Source organism: Type-F symbiont of Plautia stali, assembly GCF_059731105.1.
The window spans coordinates 89,974-109,623 of sequence record NZ_AP035909.1 but is presented as its reverse complement, the minus strand read 5'-3'; the positions used below and the strand labels follow the sequence as shown (position 1 = coordinate 109,623).

Annotated in this window: 16 protein-coding genes and 1 tRNA gene; 5 read left to right on the top strand and 12 right to left on the bottom strand. The window is 56.8% G+C overall.

The genetic code is table 11. From position 1 onward, the window contains the following. Positions 1 to 10: 10 nt before the first annotated feature. The 11 genes from bcsQ to AC6I7A_RS00470 form a co-directional block, all read right to left on the bottom strand. Positions 11 to 814, bottom strand: a complete 804-nt coding sequence (gene bcsQ, locus AC6I7A_RS00520) for a cellulose biosynthesis protein BcsQ (protein WP_009088374.1) — start codon at positions 812 to 814, stop codon at positions 11 to 13. Beyond that, positions 805 to 1,419 carry a cellulose biosynthesis protein BcsO gene (bcsO, locus tag AC6I7A_RS00515; protein ID WP_058957157.1) on the bottom strand — a complete coding sequence of 205 codons (615 nt, stop codon included), beginning with the start codon at positions 1,417 to 1,419 and terminating at the stop codon, positions 805 to 807. The genes bcsQ and bcsO overlap by 10 nt, the downstream gene beginning before the upstream one ends. A gap of 453 nt (positions 1,420 to 1,872) precedes the next feature. Further along, positions 1,873 to 2,895 carry a dipeptide ABC transporter ATP-binding subunit DppF gene (gene dppF / locus AC6I7A_RS00510; protein ID WP_046100930.1) on the bottom strand — a complete coding sequence of 341 codons (1,023 nt, stop codon included), beginning with the start codon at positions 2,893 to 2,895 and terminating at the stop codon, positions 1,873 to 1,875. Continuing rightward, the gene (gene dppD / locus AC6I7A_RS00505; RefSeq protein ID WP_009088368.1) at positions 2,885 to 3,871 is read right to left on the bottom strand and encodes a dipeptide ABC transporter ATP-binding protein; all 987 of its coding nucleotides are present in this window, start codon (positions 3,869 to 3,871) and stop codon (positions 2,885 to 2,887) included. Before dppD ends, dppF begins: the two co-directional genes overlap by 11 nt. 12 nt (positions 3,872 to 3,883) lie before the next feature. Beyond that, complete coding sequence (dppC, locus tag AC6I7A_RS00500) at positions 3,884 to 4,786, bottom strand: dipeptide ABC transporter permease DppC (protein ID WP_009088366.1); 903 nt, start codon at positions 4,784 to 4,786, stop codon at positions 3,884 to 3,886. A 9-nt stretch (positions 4,787 to 4,795) separates the two neighbouring features. Next, the gene (dppB, locus tag AC6I7A_RS00495; protein WP_009088364.1) at positions 4,796 to 5,815 is read right to left on the bottom strand and encodes a dipeptide ABC transporter permease DppB; all 1,020 of its coding nucleotides are present in this window, start codon (positions 5,813 to 5,815) and stop codon (positions 4,796 to 4,798) included. Between the two features lie 171 nt (positions 5,816 to 5,986). Then, a complete protein-coding gene (gene dppA, locus AC6I7A_RS00490) occupies positions 5,987 to 7,597 on the bottom strand; it encodes a dipeptide ABC transporter periplasmic-binding protein DppA (RefSeq protein ID WP_058957158.1) in 1,611 nt (536 codons plus the stop codon). Positions 7,598 to 8,601: 1,004 nt separating this feature from the next. Beyond that, positions 8,602 to 8,678, bottom strand: a tRNA-Pro gene (locus AC6I7A_RS00485). A 124-nt stretch (positions 8,679 to 8,802) separates the two neighbouring features. Further along, the gene (eptB, locus tag AC6I7A_RS00480) at positions 8,803 to 10,494 is read right to left on the bottom strand and encodes a kdo(2)-lipid A phosphoethanolamine 7''-transferase (protein ID WP_009088360.1); all 1,692 of its coding nucleotides are present in this window, start codon (positions 10,492 to 10,494) and stop codon (positions 8,803 to 8,805) included. 305 nt (positions 10,495 to 10,799) lie between these two features. Beyond that, positions 10,800 to 11,228, bottom strand: coding sequence for an organic hydroperoxide resistance protein (locus tag AC6I7A_RS00475; protein ID WP_009088357.1), 429 nt, complete (start codon positions 11,226 to 11,228; stop codon positions 10,800 to 10,802). A gap of 95 nt (positions 11,229 to 11,323) precedes the next feature. After that, positions 11,324 to 11,788, bottom strand: coding sequence for a MarR family winged helix-turn-helix transcriptional regulator (locus tag AC6I7A_RS00470; RefSeq protein ID WP_046100928.1), 465 nt, complete (start codon positions 11,786 to 11,788; stop codon positions 11,324 to 11,326). Positions 11,789 to 11,849: 61 nt separating this feature from the next. Here AC6I7A_RS00470 and AC6I7A_RS00465 point away from each other — a divergent pair, with 61 nt between their 5' ends. Beyond that, positions 11,850 to 12,446 (top strand): HD domain-containing protein, encoded by a 597-nt coding sequence (locus AC6I7A_RS00465; protein WP_058957159.1) that lies wholly within the window; start codon positions 11,850 to 11,852, stop codon positions 12,444 to 12,446. 37 nt (positions 12,447 to 12,483) lie between these two features. Here AC6I7A_RS00465 and AC6I7A_RS00460 read toward each other — a convergent pair whose 3' ends face one another. Beyond that, positions 12,484 to 12,780 (bottom strand): HTH-type transcriptional regulator, encoded by a 297-nt coding sequence (locus AC6I7A_RS00460; protein ID WP_009088351.1) that lies wholly within the window; start codon positions 12,778 to 12,780, stop codon positions 12,484 to 12,486. A gap of 732 nt (positions 12,781 to 13,512) precedes the next feature. On the opposite strand from AC6I7A_RS00460, the gene AC6I7A_RS00455 reads away from it, so the two are divergent. From AC6I7A_RS00455 to mtlD, 4 genes are all read left to right on the top strand, one after another. After that, positions 13,513 to 15,111, top strand: a complete 1,599-nt coding sequence (locus AC6I7A_RS00455; protein WP_058957160.1) for a gamma-glutamyltransferase family protein — start codon at positions 13,513 to 13,515, stop codon at positions 15,109 to 15,111. A 203-nt stretch (positions 15,112 to 15,314) separates the two neighbouring features. Continuing rightward, positions 15,315 to 16,031, top strand: a complete 717-nt coding sequence (locus AC6I7A_RS00450) for a DUF3053 domain-containing protein (protein WP_058957161.1) — start codon at positions 15,315 to 15,317, stop codon at positions 16,029 to 16,031. A 441-nt stretch (positions 16,032 to 16,472) separates the two neighbouring features. Then, positions 16,473 to 18,407 carry a PTS mannitol transporter subunit IICBA gene (locus AC6I7A_RS00445; RefSeq protein WP_009088344.1) on the top strand — a complete coding sequence of 645 codons (1,935 nt, stop codon included), beginning with the start codon at positions 16,473 to 16,475 and terminating at the stop codon, positions 18,405 to 18,407. Positions 18,408 to 18,473: 66 nt separating this feature from the next. Then, on the top strand, positions 18,474 to 19,622 hold the full coding sequence (gene mtlD / locus AC6I7A_RS00440) for a mannitol-1-phosphate 5-dehydrogenase (protein ID WP_058957162.1): 1,149 nt from the start codon (positions 18,474 to 18,476) through the stop codon (positions 19,620 to 19,622). Positions 19,623 to 19,650: the final 28 nt, after the last annotated feature.

The following is a 19,650-nucleotide window of genomic DNA, read 5'->3' as shown; positions in this document are numbered from 1 at the left end:
AACCAGCCGGTTAAAAATGGTGAGTACGGATAGGTGCCTGAACTTCGCCATTGCCTACGGTGATATTGAGAATGCTGCTGACGCGTTTCGCGATCAGTTCAATATCAAATGCCGCGGCGGAAGCAGGGCTGAAATCGTAAACAGACTGCTGAGACGCGTTGGCTTCGCCAACACTTTCATCACGGTGAACCACGCCCAGTAAATTATCCCCCAGTCGCTGCTGCATAAAGGCCGTCACATCACGATTAATATTGCGGCGGTTATCGCACTGGTTCAGGATAAAATAGTGTCCCTGCTTATTATTAAGCGGTTTACCGATCATCCGGTTCTCTTCTATCTGCGGTAATAACGAGACCGATGCGGTATCTGCTAACATCACCACTAAATGCATATCGGCCAGCGCCGTCATGGCTTTAAGGGCCGGACCGGGGCCGGGCGGAAAATCAGCCACAATCACCAGGCCGGGATAATTGAGCACCGTGTCGAGACCGCGCTGAATAAAGTGGGGATCTTTCATCAGGTTCTCTTCGAACCGTTCGCGCTGCGGCTCTGTGACGTCGCCATAAGGCAGAACAAAAATATTGCCGCCGGTGGTGAGAATCGACTGACTCCAGTCCGCCTGCTCTTCTGAACGCGCCACAAATCCGCGGCCGTCGTGGAGCGGCACGCCAAAATGCAGACGTAATGCGTTCTGCACATCAAAATCGATGGCCAGAACTTTGCTACCGGATCGCGCCAGGCTCCAGGCCAGATTCGCCGCCAGCGTGGTTTTGCCCACGCCCCCCTTCGGCGAGCACACACAAACTAACGGCATAGCGCAATCTTCTCCAGTAACGGTTTCAGTAAGGTTTCTTTCGGCAGGCTGACTTCGCGTGAGCGGAACAGCGCGCCAAACCGTCCCGGCTCAGCATGAGGCGCGGACGGTGCCACTGCGGGCTGAAGTCCGGCCACGCTGGCGGGCCGGACCGGCGCGGCGACAGGTTCCGCGACGATGGCTTTTTGTGGCGGCGGGGGTGGCGGAAATAAGGACGACGGGCCCCGCTCAGACGCTGGCGTGGCCGCAGGGACGCTGCTGCCTGCCAGGCTGTCGAGAATCGAACTGCGGGCCGCCGCCGGTTGCGCACTGAGCGCGGCGTAACGGGGCTGTGCCTCTGCCGGCGATGCAGAGAGCGTTGCGGGCCGCGGTGGCTCTGGCGGAGGTGCCGTAAACTCATCACCGCGCAGCGGCTGCGGTTGTGGCAGGTCTATTCGCTGACCGCCACCGAACGGCGTGTGATGCTCCTCCTTCGCCAGCTGACGAAGCAGTGCCCATTTACTCTGTTCCGCCGGTTCCTGCGTCTGGCCAGACATATCTTTAAAGGCGATGTCGAGCGTTTGTGTTTTTTCTTTAAAACGCTGCAAATCATCATAATTCTTCATTTGAGGTGGCCTGCCACAAGGGGGGAATTTTCCTGGAATATACCACATCCTTTTATTCGCAGTCAGGAAAACCTGATTATAAAAAAAGCATATTTAATTAACTATTTTAATCATACAGAATCGCTAATCTTCAAAAGACGCCTCCCACAGCCAACCGGCACTTAAAATTAATAAATTAAACTTAAGTTAAACTGGCTATTCCTGTCTGAATAATGTTTCAGCAGAGAGGGCTCAGACATTTCCTGGTACAGCCAGCCGCACTAATATAACGATGGCACCGCTGAGGGAAGATGCAGCGCTGCTGGCGAATAACAGCGACGGGCTGTGATAAGGGAGGGAGAAAATAAAGCGGGTGGACCGATCGTCAGGCCATAACTCTGCCGGTTCAGTCTGAAGAGGGCTGAGCCCGTGCGATATCAGGAAACGCAGGCCCCGGACGGGGCCTGCCGATCCTTAACTGACCTTTTCTGCCACACCGACCGGCTGATTCTCATCCTGATCCACCGCAAAACAGGCAATCTCCTGTCCGCCGTAATTTTTCAGCTTCGGTTGCAGCTGCACACAGGTGCCAAAACGACGGTGACAGCGCGCATTAAAGGCGCAGCCCGGCGGCGGATTGAGCGGGCTGGGCAGCTCGCCGGTCAGCTTAATCCGCTCACGCCGATCGTCAGGATTGAGTCGCGGCGTCGCGGAGAGCAGCGCCTGGGTGTAAGGGTGACGCGGATTACTGAAAATCGCCTCTTTGCTGCCCTTCTCAACGCAACGGCCGAGGTACATCACCATCACCTCATCGGCGATGTGCTCCACCACCGACAGATCGTGCGAGATAAAGACGTAGGAGAGCCCCATCTCCTGCTGCAGATCCATCATCAGGTTAAGCACCTGGGCGCGCACCGAGACGTCGAGGGCCGAAACCGGCTCATCGGCGATCAGGACGTCCGGATCGAGCATCAGCCCGCGCGCAATCGCAATACGCTGACGCTGTCCGCCAGAGAACATATGCGGATAGCGATCGTAGTGCTCGGTTTTCAGGCCGACTTTCGCCATCATCTCCAGCGTCTTCTCACGGCGTTCCGCTTTAGTCAGCTGAGTATTGATCACCAGCGGCTCTTCCAGAATCTGACTCACCTTTTTACGCGGGTTGAGCGAGCCATAGGGGTTCTGGAACACGATCTGGATTTTCTGACGGCGCAGCTTCTGCGCCTGGGGATCGTGTTTCAGCAGATCCTGACCGTGCCAGTAGAGCTGCCCTTCGGTCGGGGTTTCAATCATCGTCAGCAGACGGCCAAGGGTGGATTTACCACAGCCTGACTCGCCCACGACCGCCAGGGTTTTGCCCCGCTCCAGATTAAAGGAGACGCCATCCAGCGCCTTAACCAGACGCTCCTGACCAAACAGACCCTTTTTCACCGGGTAGTGCTTCTTCAGATCAATCGCCTGCAACAGGAACTGATCTCTGGTTGTTTCATGACTCATACGTTGGTCTCCCGGCATCGTCCAGCGGATAGTGACACTTGGACTGGCGTCCTGGAATGGTGCGCAATTCAGGTTCCACCTGACGACAATGATCGGTCGCATAGGGGCAGCGTGGGTTAAGCAGACAGCCCGTCGGGCGGTCATATTTGCCCGGCACCACGCCAGGCAGCGAGGCCAGACGCGCTTTATCCGCCGCAAACTCCGGCAGCGCGCGCAGCAGCGCCTGCGTGTAAGGATGACGCGGCGCTTTAAAGATATCGCTCGCTTTACCGCTCTCCACCACCTGACCGGCATACATCACGATGATGTGGTGCGCAGCTTCCGCCACTAACGCCAGATCGTGTGTAATCAGGATCAGCGCCATGTTCTCCTGACGCTGTAACTCCAGCAGCAGTTCGATGATCTGAGCCTGAATGGTCACGTCGAGCGCCGTGGTCGGCTCATCCGCAATCAGCAGCTTAGGCCGGCAGGCGATCGCCATCGCGATCATCACACGCTGGCTCATACCGCCCGACAGCTGGTGAGGATAGACATCAAGCCGCGACGCGGGATCGGGAATTCCCACCTGGGTCAGCAGGTCGATTGCCCGCTGACGCCGGGTGCGTTTATTGCCGCCCTGATGCACCTTGATCGCTTCCATAATCTGGAAACCCACGGTGTAGCAGGGGTTAAGGCTGGTCATCGGGTCCTGAAAGATCATCGCCACTTCTGCGCCAACCAGCTGACGGCGCTCTTTTTCGGAGATGCGCTTCAGATCGCGCTGGTTAAACTCCAGCTTTTCCGCCATCACTTTGCCGGGGAAATCGATCAGCCCCATGATCGCCAGTGAACTCACCGACTTGCCGGAGCCGGACTCGCCGACAATGCCGACCACCTGGCCCTGCTCAACCTGATAACTGATGCGGTCAACCGCACGAAACGGTGCTTTGTCGTCGCCGAAATGCACCGACAGTTTGTCTACATTTAATAACGCCATCTCGGTGCCTCTTTACTGCTTGAGTTTCGGGTCGAGTGCATCACGCAAACCATCGCCCATCAGGTTAAATGCCAGCACGGTAAGCAGGATGACCAATCCAGGGAAGGTCACCACCCACCAGGCACTTTGCGCATACTGCAGCACGTCGGAGAGCATGGTGCCCCACTCCGGCGTTGGCGGTTGCGCACCCATACCGAGAAAGCCCAACGCCGCCATATCCAGGATGGCGTTGGAGAAGCCTAATGACGCCTGCACGATCAGCGGGGCAAGGCAGTTAGGCAGAATATTGACGAACATCTGACGCAGCATACCGGCACCGGCCACGCCGGAGGCGGTGACATAGTCGCGGTTCACCTCCACCAGCACCGCCGCACGGGTGAGACGGATATAGTGCGGCAGGGCGACAAAGGTCAGCGCGATAGAGGCGTTGACGATCGAGGGGCCAAAGATGGCGACCAGCACCAGCGCCAGCAGCAGACTGGGCAGCGCCAGCATGATATCAACGACACGCATGATGATGACGTCGACCAGGCCGCCGAGATAACCGGCCAGCAGGCCGAATATCACGCCGAAAATCAGCGACAGCACCACCACCAGGCAGCCCACCAGCAGCGACAGGCGCGCGCCGTACATCAGGCGCGACAGCACATCGCGGCCCACATCATCGGTGCCCAGAATAAAGTTCCAGCTGCCCCCGTCCTGCCAGACCGGCGGATGCAGCAGCGCATCGCGGAACTGCTCAGCTGGCGCATGCGGAGCCAGCACATCGGCAAAAATGGCGCACAGCAACACGATGATGATGTACACCAGGCCAATTACCGCGCCTTTGTTACGTTTAAAGTAGTGCCAGAATTCCTGAAACGGGGTCATCGGCTTGGGTGCAACGGTAACGCTGCCGGGATCAACAACAGACATGATGCCCCCTTATTTCTTGTGACGTATGCGCGGGTTCACCACGCCATACAGCAGATCAACCAGCAGGTTGACCAGGATAATCAGTACTGCCGTCAGCAGCACACCGCCCTGCACCACCGGATAATCGCGGCGCTGCAACGCTTCAATCAGCCAGCGACCCAGACCCGGCCACGAGAAGATGGTTTCGGTCAGAATCGCCCCGGCCAGCAGCGTGCCGACCTGCAGACCGATGACCGTGACCACCGGCAGCATGGCGTTGCGCAGCGCATGCACCACGATCACCCGCATCCGCGTCAGGCCTTTGGCGCGCGCCGTACGGATGTAATCTTCACCCAGCACTTCCAGCATCGCCGAGCGCGTCATACGCACAATCACCGCCAGCGGAATGGTGCCCAGCACGATGGCTGGCAAAATCATGTGCATGACCGCGTCATGGAAGTCGCCCGGCTCACCCCAGAAGAAGGTGTCGATCAGCATAAAGCCGGTCAGCGGCATGCTGTCATCCAGGAAGACGGTGTCGCCGACCCGCCCGGAAACCGGCGTCAGGTTGAGCTGCACCGAGACCAGCATGATCAGCATGATGCCCCACCAGAAGATCGGCATGGAGTAGCCGGTCAGGGAGATGCCCACGGCGGTGTGATCGAAAATGGAGCCACGCTTCACGGCGGCCAGGACCCCAACCGGGATGCCCACCGCAACGGCAAATATCATGGCGCAGATGCCGAGTTCCAGCGTCGCTTTGAAGCGCGGAACAAACTCATCCCAGACCGGGATGCGGCTCTTGAGTGAAACGCCCAGGTCGCCATGCAGTACGCCGTTGATGTAGTTCAGATACTGTTTCCACAGCGGCTGATCCAGACCCAGCAGCGTCATTAACTGTGCATGACGTTCAGGAGAAATCCCGCGTTCGCCCGCCATGATCAGCACCGGATCGCCGGGGATCATGTGAACAAAAGCGAAAGTGAGTAATGTAATACCGATGAACGTTGGGATGACAAGGCCCAGACGTCGGAGTATGAACTGCAGCATAATCCGGGTTCTCTCTTCTCCGCGCGACCGTCGCCGCGAGGGTTGTTATTGCTTACATCTGACGATCGGGTAGGTCCGACCGCGACGCAGTCAGACTGCGCCTCTACCGTTTCCAGTAAAACAGGGAGAAAAAGCCGGGGCGACGCAGGGCCGCCCCGGAAAAGGCGACAATTATTCCTGAATGTCTACCTGAGCAAAGTAGTGTCCGCCCAGCGGATCGACTTTGTACCCGGTGACTTTCTTGCTGACCGGTTCGTATACCGTAGAGTGTGCGATCATCAGCGCCGGTGCCTGGTCATGCATCACAACCTGTGCCTGTTTGTAGTACTCGATACGCTTCGCCTGGTCGGCGGTGGCGCGCGCAGGCTGGATCTGATCCTCAAAGGATTTATCACACCAGCGCGAGTAGTTAGAGCCATCTTTCGCGGCTGAACAGCTGAACAGGGTCGCCAGGAAGTTGTCCGGATCTCCGTTGTCACCGGTCCAGCCCATCATGACGGTCTGATGCTCACCCGCTTTGGCGCGTTTCAGGTATTCGCCCCACTCGTAGGTGACGATTTTGGCTTTCACGCCAATCTTCGCCCAGTCGCTCTGGATCATTTCCGCCATGCGGCGTGCGTTAGGGTTGTAAGGACGCTGAACCGGCATCGCCCAGAGGTCGATGGAGAAGCCGTCGGCCATGCCCGCTTCTTTCAGCAGCGCTTTGGCTTTCTCAGGATCGTAGGCGTAGTCTTTGACCGCGTCGTTGTAGCCCCACATCGTTGGCGGGATCAGGTTTTTAGCCGGCTGGCCTGCACCCTGATAAACCGCGTCGATAATGGCCTTTTTGTTGACGGCCATGGTCAGTGCCTGACGCACTTTCAGGTTATCCAGCGGTTTTTTCTCAACATTGTAAGAGAGATAGCCGACGTTCAGGCCAGCCTGCTCATACAGGTTGATATTTTTGTCCTGCTTCATGCGTGCGATGTCAGCCGGGTTCGGATAAGGCATGACCTGGCATTCACCCTTCTGCAGTTTGGCGTAGCGCACTGACGCATCCGGGGTGATGGAGAAGACTAAGCGGTCGATTTTTGGCTTTTCGCCCCAGTAGTTCGGGTTCGCTTTGTAGAGGATGCGCGAATCTTTCTGGTATTGCAGCAGCTGGAACGGACCGGTTCCGACCGGGTTCAGGTCGACGTTTTGCGGCGTGCCGGCTTTCAGCATGTTGTCCGCATACTCTTTGGACAGGATTGAGGCGAAGTCCATGCCGAGGTCGGCGAGGAACGGCGATTCAGGGCGGGTCAGCACGAAGCGTACGGTGTTGTCGTCCACCTTCTCGATTTTGCTGATCAGCTTCGGCATATCCATGCCTTCGAAATATTCATAGCTGCCGCCGGAGACGCCGTGATAGGCGTTGTTTTTATCCAGCTGGCGCTCAAAGGTGAACACCACATCATCCGCGTTGAAGTCACGCGTAGGTTTGAAATCTTTGGTCGTCTGCCACTTCACACCCTTACGCAGGTGGAAGGTGTAGGTTTTGCCATCGTCGCTGACGTCCCACTTCTCTGCCAGCGCCGGATGCAGTTCGGTCGTGCCGACAGTGAACTCAACCAGTCGGTTGTAGATCTGACGTGAGCTGGCATCGTAGGTGGTGCCCGAAGTGAATAACTGCGGGTTAAAGCCTTCCGGAGAACCTTCAGAACAGTAGACCAGGGTTTTTGCCTGAACACCGGCGGCGACAGTCATAGCAATCAGGCTCAGACCGACCTTCAGCATCCCGGATTTAGCCAGGGAGTTGATCATGCTTTTGCTCCATTGTGATGTGATGTTGTGTGTATTGCCTGACCTCTGGTTTTTTTATGCGGTTCAGGCGTACCACCGAACAGGTGGTTAAATCGCGCTACGTTTTTTTTGTTTTTCCGAAGCGGGTTGGGCATTCAGAAAATTCCGTAACTGCGGCTTATTGACGCATCAATTTGTCAACAGTTGCAAAGAACGTCAATACAAGGGTTACTTATTTACACAGAGTGTGAGGAATAGCATGCAACGGTAATAAATACCGTTTCCGCACAAAAGCCATACAATGCACAGTGCTGCAGCACCGATATCCGTGCATTGTGCTGGATGCCAGCTTTATCGCTAGTGATTCTCACCGCTAAAAAACTTAAAACTTTTACCGGCAAATGTTGAATAACTGAACGATTCACCGTGCGTTATGACGTTCATCCAGCGGAATATGCTGGTTTTGATGTATAAGAAATCAGCATGTTGCTGCTTTCGGTCATAAGAAGAACGTGTCGCGAATTATGGTGGCATCTCTGATGTGGCAAGGCCTGCGAGCAGGAAAACGGCGATAATAACGGCTGGCAAGCATCTGGCGCGGCGAATGCCTTTTTCTGGAACTTTCTGGAAGAGGGCAGATAAAACGTACAGCAGTGAAGGACGGGGTGAGCCGGTTCGCTGTGAGAGCGCGTCTGGTTCGTGGGAGAGATTGGGCTTGCTAAGGATTTATCTGCAGCGGCCTTCGTGAAAAAGAATGCGACTGCCGGACGTGAAGCGAAGGGAGCATACGCCTGTAGCAAAGCATAGCGGGCCAGGGATGGCCCGCGCTGAGCCCGCCAGGGATGGCGGGTTTTGCGTCTTTGCGAAAGGCGTATGCTCCCTGAAGCCGACTCAGCATCAGCCGCCACCTTTCTGAAACGGGATGCGGCTACCGGGAATACGTTTCCTGAAGCCCGCTCAAAAATCACTCTTTGCCTTTCAACAGACGAAAAAAAACCTGTCTTTTCAGACAGGTTTCTTAAAGATGGTCGGCGAGAGAGGATTCGAACCTCCGACCCACTGGTCCCAAACCAGTTGCGCTACCAAGCTGCGCTACTCGCCGATGGGGGCGCATGTTACTGCTACCCCGGATTAGCGTCAACCGCTTTTTAAGCTTTTGCCGCCGATCGCCTGGAAAGCATGCGGTTACCGGAAATCAGCTGCCTGCCCTCCCCTTTCGTACACCATTACAGCGATTTAGCCTGACTTTTCGCCGGTGCCTGGCACCAGTTATTGGCCGGGTTAATGCCGCCATCTGGCGAGGTATACCCCAGACAACCCAGGATGGTATCGAACAGCTCAACGTGACGATGGGTTCGCCCCACACGCTGCTGCGCCTGCAGACGCTCAAAATTACTGCGGTTCTGGCTGTCTTCCAGATACTTATCAGACGCCCAGACCATCATCGGCACGCGGAACTGCTCAGGCGGCGCCATCTCACGCGGCGTGCCGTGCAGATGCATATTCTCGCTGATCGACTCCCCGTGGTCGGCGGCATAGAAGACAATCGCTTTCTTATCACGCAGCTGATCCAGCACGCTGTCCAGCATGCTATCCACATAAAGCACCGAGTTATCGTAAGCGTTGATCAACTGCGCTTTGCTGCAGGTCTCATCCACCCCCATACACTCCGGCTGATACTTCGCGAAGCTGCGCGGGTAACGCTGTGAATAGAGATAATGCGACCCTTTGGTATGCAGGATCACCAGATGCTTGCCCTTCGGGAAACGATCCAGCGACGCCTTCATCTCAGGCACCAGCAGCATATCATCCACGGCTTTGCCCTGATTGCGCTTCTCGGAACCGATCTGCTCACGGAAGGCAAAGTTATTGGCATTAACGTTGTCGTAGAACCAGACTTCGCTTTGCATCGCAAACAGCTCAGAGGTGAAGCCCAGCTCTTTCATCACCGCAAACACATTCTGCTCTTTCAGCGTACGGCCCGGATTATTCATCGTGCCGCCTTCGCGCACGAACATGCAGCGCAGCGACAGCTTGGTTGCGGTATCACAGGATTCACCCCGGAACGCGACCAGATTTTTCTCTTTCGACAGTTTAGGCGTGGTGTCACGCTCATAACCCAGCATACCCATGTGATCCCAGCGCGTGGTCTCACCAATCACAAACACCACATAGGTATCATCCAGCCCGGCAGGCGCGACGTAGGTAAACTTCTTCGCCGGATCCAGCAGCTCCTCGCTTTGCAGCGACTCATCCATGCGGGTCCAGGCAAACAGTCCGACCGCTGCCAGCCAGTTGGAAGGAAGATAAGAGTGCGCGACCACGCCGCCGTAGCTCGGCAGATCGATGTTCGTGATCTCTTCATTATGCTTCTGCAGCTTGTCGAAATAACGGATTGGCAGCCAGACCAGCGCCACGCAGAGCAGCATAATCAGGGTCGGTTTCAGACGCTGTCCCGGCGTACGCAACTGCTCATTCAGCGTCATGCTCAGCCGGTTGCGCCAGATCATCAGCAACGGTAACGCACTGACCAGCACCATCCACAGAACGAAGTGGTAGCCGATCACCTCTTTAGAGAGATCGGTGTCGGTGGTCATCACCGACGCCACAATGCCGTAGCCAATCACCACGTTGAAAAACGCCATGTAATAGGCGGCGGCAACAGAAATCAGCACAATCAGCGTGGCGAGCACGCGATAAAACCACTTGCCTCCCAGCGACAGCAGGCGCATCAGGAAGAATGTCAGCAGCACGATCGCCACAACCTCGGTGACCGCCGTCAGCCAGTTCGTGACTGTGGATTGCTTCAGAAAACCGTCAAAACGACGATAGAAAATCGGTAAATTCAGCAAGATACCGAGATAGAGCGCCAGCAATAGCGATAACTTTTGCTGCGTTAGCGTTTTAATGTAATTCATGAAAAAGGGGGTTTCTCCGGTGTGAAGCGCCTGACAAATCTTTAATGTGACTGCCGAATCGCGGCAGAGTTCGCTGAATAAGCGGGCCGGACAAGATGAAGGAAAATTCTGAACGGGTTTATGGGCTATAACGCGAGGTGGCCCAGTAAAACATGGCTGCGTTTGATAGACCAGAAAATAATCTTTGTCGACCTGATTAGCACATTTTTTGTACAAGACAGATCGTGGCGGGCAAACAGAGGGTGACAGAGTGGAATCGGGGATGAAAAAAAGAGGGGCCTGAGAGACTCAGGCCCGCTGTTCGCTTAGCGAATAATATTCAGCGTCACGTCAATGTTGTTGCGGGTCGCGTTTGAGTAAGGACAAACGATATGCGCCGCATCAACCAGCTTCTGCGCTTCTGCTTCATCCATGCCTGGCAGATGGATGTTCAGGGTCGCTTCGATACCAAAGCCGTTGGGAATAGGACCGATACCAACTTCACCTTCGATCCAGGCATCTTTTGGCATGGCGATCTTGTCACGGCCCGCCACAAACTTCATCGCACCGATGAAGCAGGCAGAGTAGCCCGCAGCAAACAGCTGCTCAGGGTTAGTCGCTTCGCCGCCTGCACCGCCCATCTCTTTCGGGACACCCAGTTTCACGTCCAGTACACCGTCAGAAGAGGTTGCACGACCATCACGACCACCGGTTGCTTTGGCTTTGGCGCGGTAAACCACTTGTTCTAAAGACATGTCATTTCTCCGTTACGCTATTTAATCGCCCGCTACTTATCTGTGCGGTATCAGGCGATGAGGTTTAACGGGTGCCACGCACCCGTCAGCAATTTTTATCGGGACTGGTTCAGGTTATCCCGCAGCCCATCCAGCTCTGTTTTCAGCGCCAGCAGGGTCTCATCGTCACAGGCTGTGGCGCATTTCACCGCTTCAGGAATAGAGGCGGCTTTAATGCGCAGCGCCTCGCCCGCTTCGGTGAGCGTTACAGCAACCTGACGCTCGTCCTGACGGGTACGCTGCCGGTTAATCAGACCTGCGCTCTCCAGTCGTTTCAGCAGGGGCGTCAGGGTGGCGGAGTCTAAAAAGAGCTGCTCGCCGATTTCTGAGACGGTGACATCATCTTTCTGCCACAGCACCAGCATCACCAGATACTGTGGATAGGTGATGTCGAGCTGGCTCAGCAACTGGCGATAGACTTTATTCATCGCCAGGTTGGCAGAGTAAAGCGCAAAGCAGAGCTGCTGATCGACCAACAGTGGCATCGGTTTCACTTTTTTGTCATCTTGATCACTGTTCATGGTGTTTAATATAGGTAGCGCACTAGATAATTGCAAGCAAACTTTTATCAGGGGAACAGGCATGCAGAATTCACTGGAAGAACAGGCGCGTCGTTTCGCCACCGAGGCGCATGCCCGGGCCGGTCAGCGCCGCAAATATACCGACGAGCCTTACATCGTTCATCCGGCGGCGGTCGTGGAGCTGGTGCGCAGCGTCAGCCATGACGATGCCCTGCTGGCGGCCGCCTGGCTGCACGACACCGTGGAAGATACACCGACCACGCCGGGCGATATAGAAGCCCACTTCGGCGCGCGCGTGGCCAGCCTGGTAGAAATGCTGACCGACAGCGCGCCTGCCACGGCTAAAAATCGGGCAGCCCGTAAACTGGCGCACTTTCGCCATACTGCCAGCGCCAGTCCTGAGGCGCAAACCATAAAACTGGCCGATATCATCGACAATACCCGCGCGATTGTGCGCTTCGATCCTGACTTTGCCCGCGTCTATCTGGTGGAAAAGCAGATACAGATTACGCTGCTGAAACAGGGCGATGCACAGTTATGGCAGCAGGCTTCCACCATTATAGAGAGTGGGATCGCACAGCTGCGGGAATCACCCTACAACGTTCCGGAAAGCTGGTTCGTGAAGCAGGCGGCCAAATACAGCGAATTACGCGCATAAAAAACCCGCCAGCGGCGGGTTCTTTTCTGAAGCAAACTTAGTCGAGCAACTGCCGTCCCAGATAGGGATTGGCATGTAATAACTTCATCAGTTTCTGTGCCGTCGCAGAAGGACGGGTGCGCCGGGCTTCCCAGCTTTTCACGGAAGAAACGCTCACGCCCATCACTTTAGCAAACTCATCAACCTGCATACCGGTCATTTCGCGCAGGCGCTGTGGCTCTGGCTGAGCGGGTTGCTGACGCTGAATCAGTAAGTCGGCGGCGCGATCATCACGTGTCAAAACAATCTGCTCAAGGCTGCTGAGCAATTCAAACATCGGGTCTTTTAATTCCATAGAGAACTCCTTAAAACTCGCTATGAAGCACGTGAAAGTAGAGAGGTAAGAGCCCTCAACCTGGGGCTCTGAAACCGGGCCTGTTACAGGCTGGATCCCGCAAGGGTTTGTTTTTGTTATTTTTGAAACCACTACGGGACGCAGCCTGCTGTGCACTGCTTTAAAAGGTGTCAGTTCAATGCAACAAATGCCGGGAGACTAAGTATGGATAGAGACCTGACTATTTGCCGCGCAATTTCTCATTATTTTTTTCACTATCTTTTGCCGGAGTTGTTCCGACGCCTCTAAGACGCTGAGGCAACTGGTTTTTGTGCCCTCATAGCGGACAAAAAAATCAAATGCTGTTTGCTATTTATGCGGGTGCCGTCATGCTTTTCGCGGGCATCTTCTCAATTTTGTGAGGCGGTCTGCCTCTTCAGATAGTGAGTGCAAAATATACGCCAATGGTTTACTTACTGAACACTTATATTCACTGCCTTTATGAAATTAAGAATAGTCCTGGCAACCCCCTGTGCGCGGCCGCGCGGCGGCTCACAGCAGGTTGTGGATGAATCACCTATTCTGCACGGCCAGACATCACCGGATAAAACAGCAGACTCCCTGATGAAACGGTCTCTGCCTTCTGCCGGTGCAGCGCTCCGTCAATGCTGATGCGCCTGCGCGAAAGAAGTGCAGGCGCTATGGCACGCCGATGACGGCCAGACCGGGAGCTGAACTCTCTAAGGAAAAGCGATGCGTGAAACAGATTTCAATGTCGGCTATCCCTCTTATCGCGTACCGATGATGGGACGTAACGCCGTCGCCACCTCCCAGCCGCTGGCGGCGCAGGCCGGTCTTCGTATGCTGCAACAGGGAGGTAACGCCGTGGATGCGGCGGTCGCCACGGCCATGGCCTTAACCGTGCTGGAGCCGACCGGAAACGGCATCGGCAGCGATGCCTTTGCCATTGTCTGGGACGGCCACACGCTGCACGGGCTGAACGCGTCCGGTCGCGCCCCCGCCGCCTGGCATCCTGAACGCTTTGCCGCTTCAGACACCATGCCTGAAACCGGCTGGGAGTCCGTCACCGTGCCGGGGGCTGTCTCGGCCTGGGTCACCCTGGCTGAGCGCTTCGGCACATTGCCGCTGACCACCCTGGCGCAGCCAGCGATCGATTATGCGCGCGACGGTTTTCCGGTTTCACCGCTGATTGCTCAGCTCTGGCAGCGCGGCTATGACAAGCTGCGGGATCAGCCTGGCTTCAGCCGCTGCTTTGCGCCGCAGGGCCGCCCGCCGCGCGCGGGTGACATTTTCCGCAACCCGACGCAGGCCAGCACCCTGCAGGCGATCGCTGAGAGTCGGGGAGAGAGTTTTTATCGCGGCGAACTGGCGCAGAAGATGGCAGACTTTGCCCGCGAGCATGGCGCAGCCCTGACGCTGGAGGATTTGAAAAATCATCGCGCCGACTGGGTCACCCTGCTCTCCCATCCGTTTGCCGGCGGATCGGTTCAGGAGTTGCCGCCTAACGGTCAGGGCATCGCCACCCTGATTGCGCTCGGCATCCTGGAGGAGTGGGAGATTCATCGCTACGCGCCCGATTCTCCGCAGTGGCTGCATCTGTCGATTGAGGCGATGAAGCTGGCGCTGGTCGATCTGGAGCGCTATGTCACCGATGAAGATCACCTCGAATTTCCGGCTGACCGCCTGCTGAGCAGCGACTACCTCCGCCAGCGCGCCGCGCTGATTGACCCTGGCCAGGCGGGCGATTTTCGCTTTGGGTCGCCGCAGCAAAGCGGCACCGTTTATGTGGCCACCGGCGATGCCAGCGGCATGATGGTTTCATTTATTCAGTCTAACTACATGGGATTTGGCTCCGGGGTGGTGGTGCCTGACACGGGTATCAGCCTGCAGAACCGGGGTGCCGGGTTTTCACTCGACCCCTCTCATCCCAACCTTGTGGCGGGAGGTAAGCGCCCCTTCCATACCATCATTCCGGCCTTTGCGCGGGATGAGCAGGGCCAGCCGCTGATGGCGTTTGGCGTAATGGGCGGCCCGATGCAGGCGCAGGGGCATGTCCAGCTGGCGCTGCGCATCATGCTTCACCGGCAAAATCCTCAGGCGGCGATCGATGCGCCGCGCTGGCGCGTGGTGCAGGGACGCGAGGTGGTGTTTGAGTCAACGATCGATCGCAACACCCTGAGCACCCTGCGCCGCATGGGACATAACGTGGTGCTGGAAGATCCGCTGAGCAGTTACAATTTTGGCGGTGCGCAGGCAATCGTGCGCGATCCTCAGGGCTTCTACATTGCAGCCAGCGAGAGCCGCAAAGATGGTCAGGCGGTGGTGTTCTGAAGCGAGGTTCCGCCTCCTCAGCATCACAGAGGGCGTGCTGCCCGGCACGCCCTGACGCCCCGGCGCGGAGGTGCGACGGCGCGGGTTGCAGAAAGTCTCTGTTTCACGTGTGGTTTCACATTGTGCCGTGACCAGGGATTGTTCTATTCTTTAGGCCATTCTTACCTGGATATCAGACAGTATCACCGACAGGAGTTGAACCCATGGCTTCAGGACTTACCCGCATCCTGGCACGCAGCGGCATGATGATCGCTGGCGTGCTGATCGTGCTGCAACTCACCGCGTGCGGTGATAAAGAAGGCGAGCAGCGCAAAGCATTTATCGATTTCCTCCAGAATACCGTTATGCGCAGCGGCGAGCATCTGCCCAGCCTGAGCGAAAATCAGAAGCAGAGTTTTGGCAACTTCGCCAGCGACTACGCCATCCTGTATGGCTTCTCGCAGCAGGCGAATAAAGCCGTTGAGCAGGGGATGCGCCCGGTGGTCGATGAGCTGTCTGCCATTCGCGTGCCGCAGGATTACCTCAGCCGTCGTGACTCACTCCGCCAGGCCACCAGCGCCCTGGTGATCGTCACGCAGCAGGTTGAGAGCGCCAAAATGCAGGCGGACAGCAGCAAAGCGACCCTGAAGCAGCAGGATGATCTGAAAAAAGTCTACGACAGCGCCTACAACAAAGTGGTGACGGTGCCTGCCAATCAGCTGATCCCGCTGTTGCCTCAGCTCCAGGCGCTGAGTCAGGGCGCGGTCCAGGCCGGTGACTTCCTGCAATCGCAGGGAACCCGCGTCAGCTTCAATGATGGCGGTGTGCAGTTCCCGACCCAGGAGCAGGCTTCGCAATACAATGCGCTGATGAGCACCGTGTCAGCCAATGCGCAGGCTCTGCCTCAGGCTCAGGCCGCCGTTCAGGCGGGTCTGCAGTAACACTTTTTACGGGCAGGCACCGATCGCCTGCCCCTCTCCCTGCCCTTTTTTTCCCGCCTCTTCTGCCCCTGAATCCCCCGCTGACTAAAGTGTGATCTGGCGCATTTTCGACCAAAAATAGTTTGTGATCTCAGTCACATTTACATAACAAACCCTGCCATCACGAATGTGATATTCATCACAGATAAGCCGGTACGCCGGTCATAATTCAGGCAAAGTCACCGTGTCCGCCTCTGTATTTGTGATCAAAGTCACGCTAATAGCCCCCGTCCCCACCGTAAATGAGTGATGTGGATCACACTTATTCCGGGCCCTACGCAGTGCCAGATTCGCGTGATAGAGTCCGCGTGCATACAGTAATACCACCGGCTCTGGTCGGGGTGGCTAAACAAAAACAAACGCGCTCTCCTATTGCAGCGCGTCTCAATAAGGGGTGGGTTTATGTCCTCATCAGTCAAGGTCAAAGTACAGAGCTTTGGTCGCTTTCTGAGTAATATGGTGATGCCAAACATCGGGGCGTTTATCGCCTGGGGTATCATCACTGCACTGTTTATTCCAACCGGCTGGATCCCTAACGAAACGCTGGCCAAACTGGTCGGCCCGATGATCACCTACCTGCTGCCGCTGCTGATCGGTTTTACCGGCGGGCGTCTGGTGGGCGGCGATCGCGGCGGCGTGGTCGGTGCCATCACCACCATGGGTGTGATCGTGGGTGCCGATATGCCGATGTTCCTCGGCGCGATGATTGCCGGTCCGCTGGGTGGCTGGGCCATCCGCTCGTTTGACCGGGCGATCGACGGCAAAATCAAAAGCGGCTTCGAGATGCTGGTTAACAACTTCTCGGCCGGTATTATCGGGATGATCCTGGCGCTGCTGGCTTTCCTGGCCATCGGTCCGCTGGTGGAAGGTCTGTCTCACATTCTCGCCGCCGGCGTGAACCTGATGGTGCAGAACAACCTGCTGCCACTGACCTCCATCTTCGTTGAACCGGCGAAAATCCTGTTCCTGAACAACGCCATTAACCACGGCATCTTCTCGCCGCTCGGTATCCAGCAGGCGAGTGAAGCGGGCAAATCGATTTTCTTCCTGATCGAAGCCAACCCGGGTCCGGGTATGGGCGTGCTGATGGCCTACATGTTCTTTGGTCGCGGCAGTGCCAAACAGTCTGCGGGGGGTGCGGCGATTATCCACTTCCTGGGCGGCATCCATGAAATCTACTTCCCGTATGTGCTGATGGCCCCTCGCCTGCTGCTGGCGGTGATCCTGGGCGGGATGACCGGTGTCTTCACGCTGACCGTGCTGAACGGCGGCCTGGTCTCTCCGGCTTCACCCGGTTCTATCCTGGCGGTGCTGGCGATGACGCCAAAAGGTGCCTACTTCGCCAACATCGCGGCGATTGCTGCCGCCTTCGCTGTCTCCTTCGTGGTCTCTGCGATTCTGCTGAAAACCAGCAAAGTCAAAGAAGATGACGATATCGAAGCGGCAACCCAGCGCATGCATGAGATGAAAGCGCAGTCGAAAGGTCAGGGTGCCGCAGGTGGCGCTATCGCCAGCGATGCCATGAGCGTCGATCTGCATCACGTCCGTAAAATCATCGTCGCCTGTGATGCCGGTATGGGCTCCAGCGCCATGGGCGCAGGCGTGCTGCGTAAGAAAGTGCAGGACGCGGGTCTGAGCAATGTTTCGGTAACCAATACCGCCATCAACGCTCTGCCAGGCGATGTCGACCTGGTGATCACCCACCGCGACCTGACCGAACGCGCCATTCGCCAGGCTCCGCATGCACAGCATATATCGCTGAACAACTTCCTCGACAGCGCGCTCTACAGCACCCTGACCGAGCGTCTGGTGGCGGCAAACCGCAGCGACCTCCATCGTGAAACGGTCAACACCGCCCTGTCAGACAGTTACGATGAAGGCAACGCACACCTGTTTAAGCTGGGCGCGGATAACGTCTTCCTCGGCCTGAGCGCCAGCAACAAAGAGCAGGCCATCCGCTTTGCGGGTGAGCAGCTGGTGAAAGGCGGTTACGTTGAGCCTGAATATGTTGAGGCGATGCTGGCGCGTGAAAAACTGACGCCGACCTACCTCGGCGAGTCGATCGCGGTGCCGCACGGCACGGTTGAAGCCAAAGATCGCGTGCTGAAAACCGGCGTGGTGTTCTGCCAGTATCCGGCAGGCGTCCTGTTCGGCGAAGATGCGGACGATGTGGCGCGCCTGGTGATTGGTATTGCTGCCCGCAACAACGAGCACATTCAGGTCATCACCAGCCTGACCAATGCGCTGGATGATGACAGCGTGATTGAGAAGCTGGCGAACACCAGCAGCGTGCAGGAAGTGCTGGATCTGCTGTCAGGCAAACCGGCACTCGCGTAATTCAAGGCTGTTTTTCCCTGGGGCGGGTTTGCCCGCCCCATCGTCATTTGATATGGGTCAAAAATTATGAAAGCGTTACATTTCGGAGCAGGAAACATTGGTCGCGGCTTTATCGGCAAATTACTGGCTGATGCAGGTATCGAACTGGTTTTTGCTGATGTGAATCAGGCGGTGCTGGATGCACTGAACGCGCGTCATGAGTATCCCGTTCATGTGGTTGGCGAGCAGGCCAGAACAGAAACCGTTAAAGGCGTCAGTGCGGTAAACAGCACCAGTGATGAGATCGTCACCCTGATTGCGGAGGTAGATCTGGTCACCACCGCCGTGGGGCCGCAAATTCTGGAGCGTATCGCCGGTAGCGTAGCCAAAGGGCTGGCAAAACGCAGCGACAACGGTGATACCCGTCCGTTAAATATCATCGCCTGCGAGAACATGGTGCGCGGCACCAGCCAGCTGAAACAGCATGTGCTCAAGGCGCTGCCCGAACAGTATCATTCCTGGCTGGAGCAGCATGTTGGCTTCGTGGATTCTGCCGTTGACCGCATCGTGCCGCCAACCGAAGCGGGCAGCAGCGATCCGCTGGAGGTGACGGTTGAAACCTTCAGCGAGTGGATCGTGGATAAAACCCAGTTCAAAGGTGACCTGCCGGCCATTCCGGGCATGGAACTGACCGACAACCTGATGGCGTTTGTCGAGCGTAAGCTTTTCACCCTGAATACCGGCCACGCGATTACCGCCTACCTCGGCCAGATGGCGGGTCACCAGACCATTCGCGATGCCATTCTTGACGAAAAAATCCGGGCCGTGGTGAAAGGCGCGATGGAGGAGAGCGGCGCCGTGCTGATTAAGCGCTACGGTTTTGACGCAGAGAAACATGCGGCTTACATCCGCAAGATCCTCGGCCGTTTTGAAAACCCCTATCTGAAAGATGAGGTTGAGCGCGTCGGGCGTCAGCCACTGCGTAAACTCAGCGCGGGCGATCGCCTGATCAAGCCGACGCTGGGGACGCTGGAGTACGGGTTACCGCACGCCAGCCTGGTGCAGGGAATTGCCGCAGCGATGCACTATCACAGCGACCAGGACCCGCAGGCGCAGGAGCTGGCTGCACTGCTGGCAGAGAAAGGTCCACAGGCGACGCTGGCGGAGATCTCAGGGCTGGATGCTGACAGCGAGGTCGTGGCTTCGGTGGTGAGCGCCTGGCACGCTATGGCATAATGCGCGCGTGTTAGTGACGCAAGCCGGG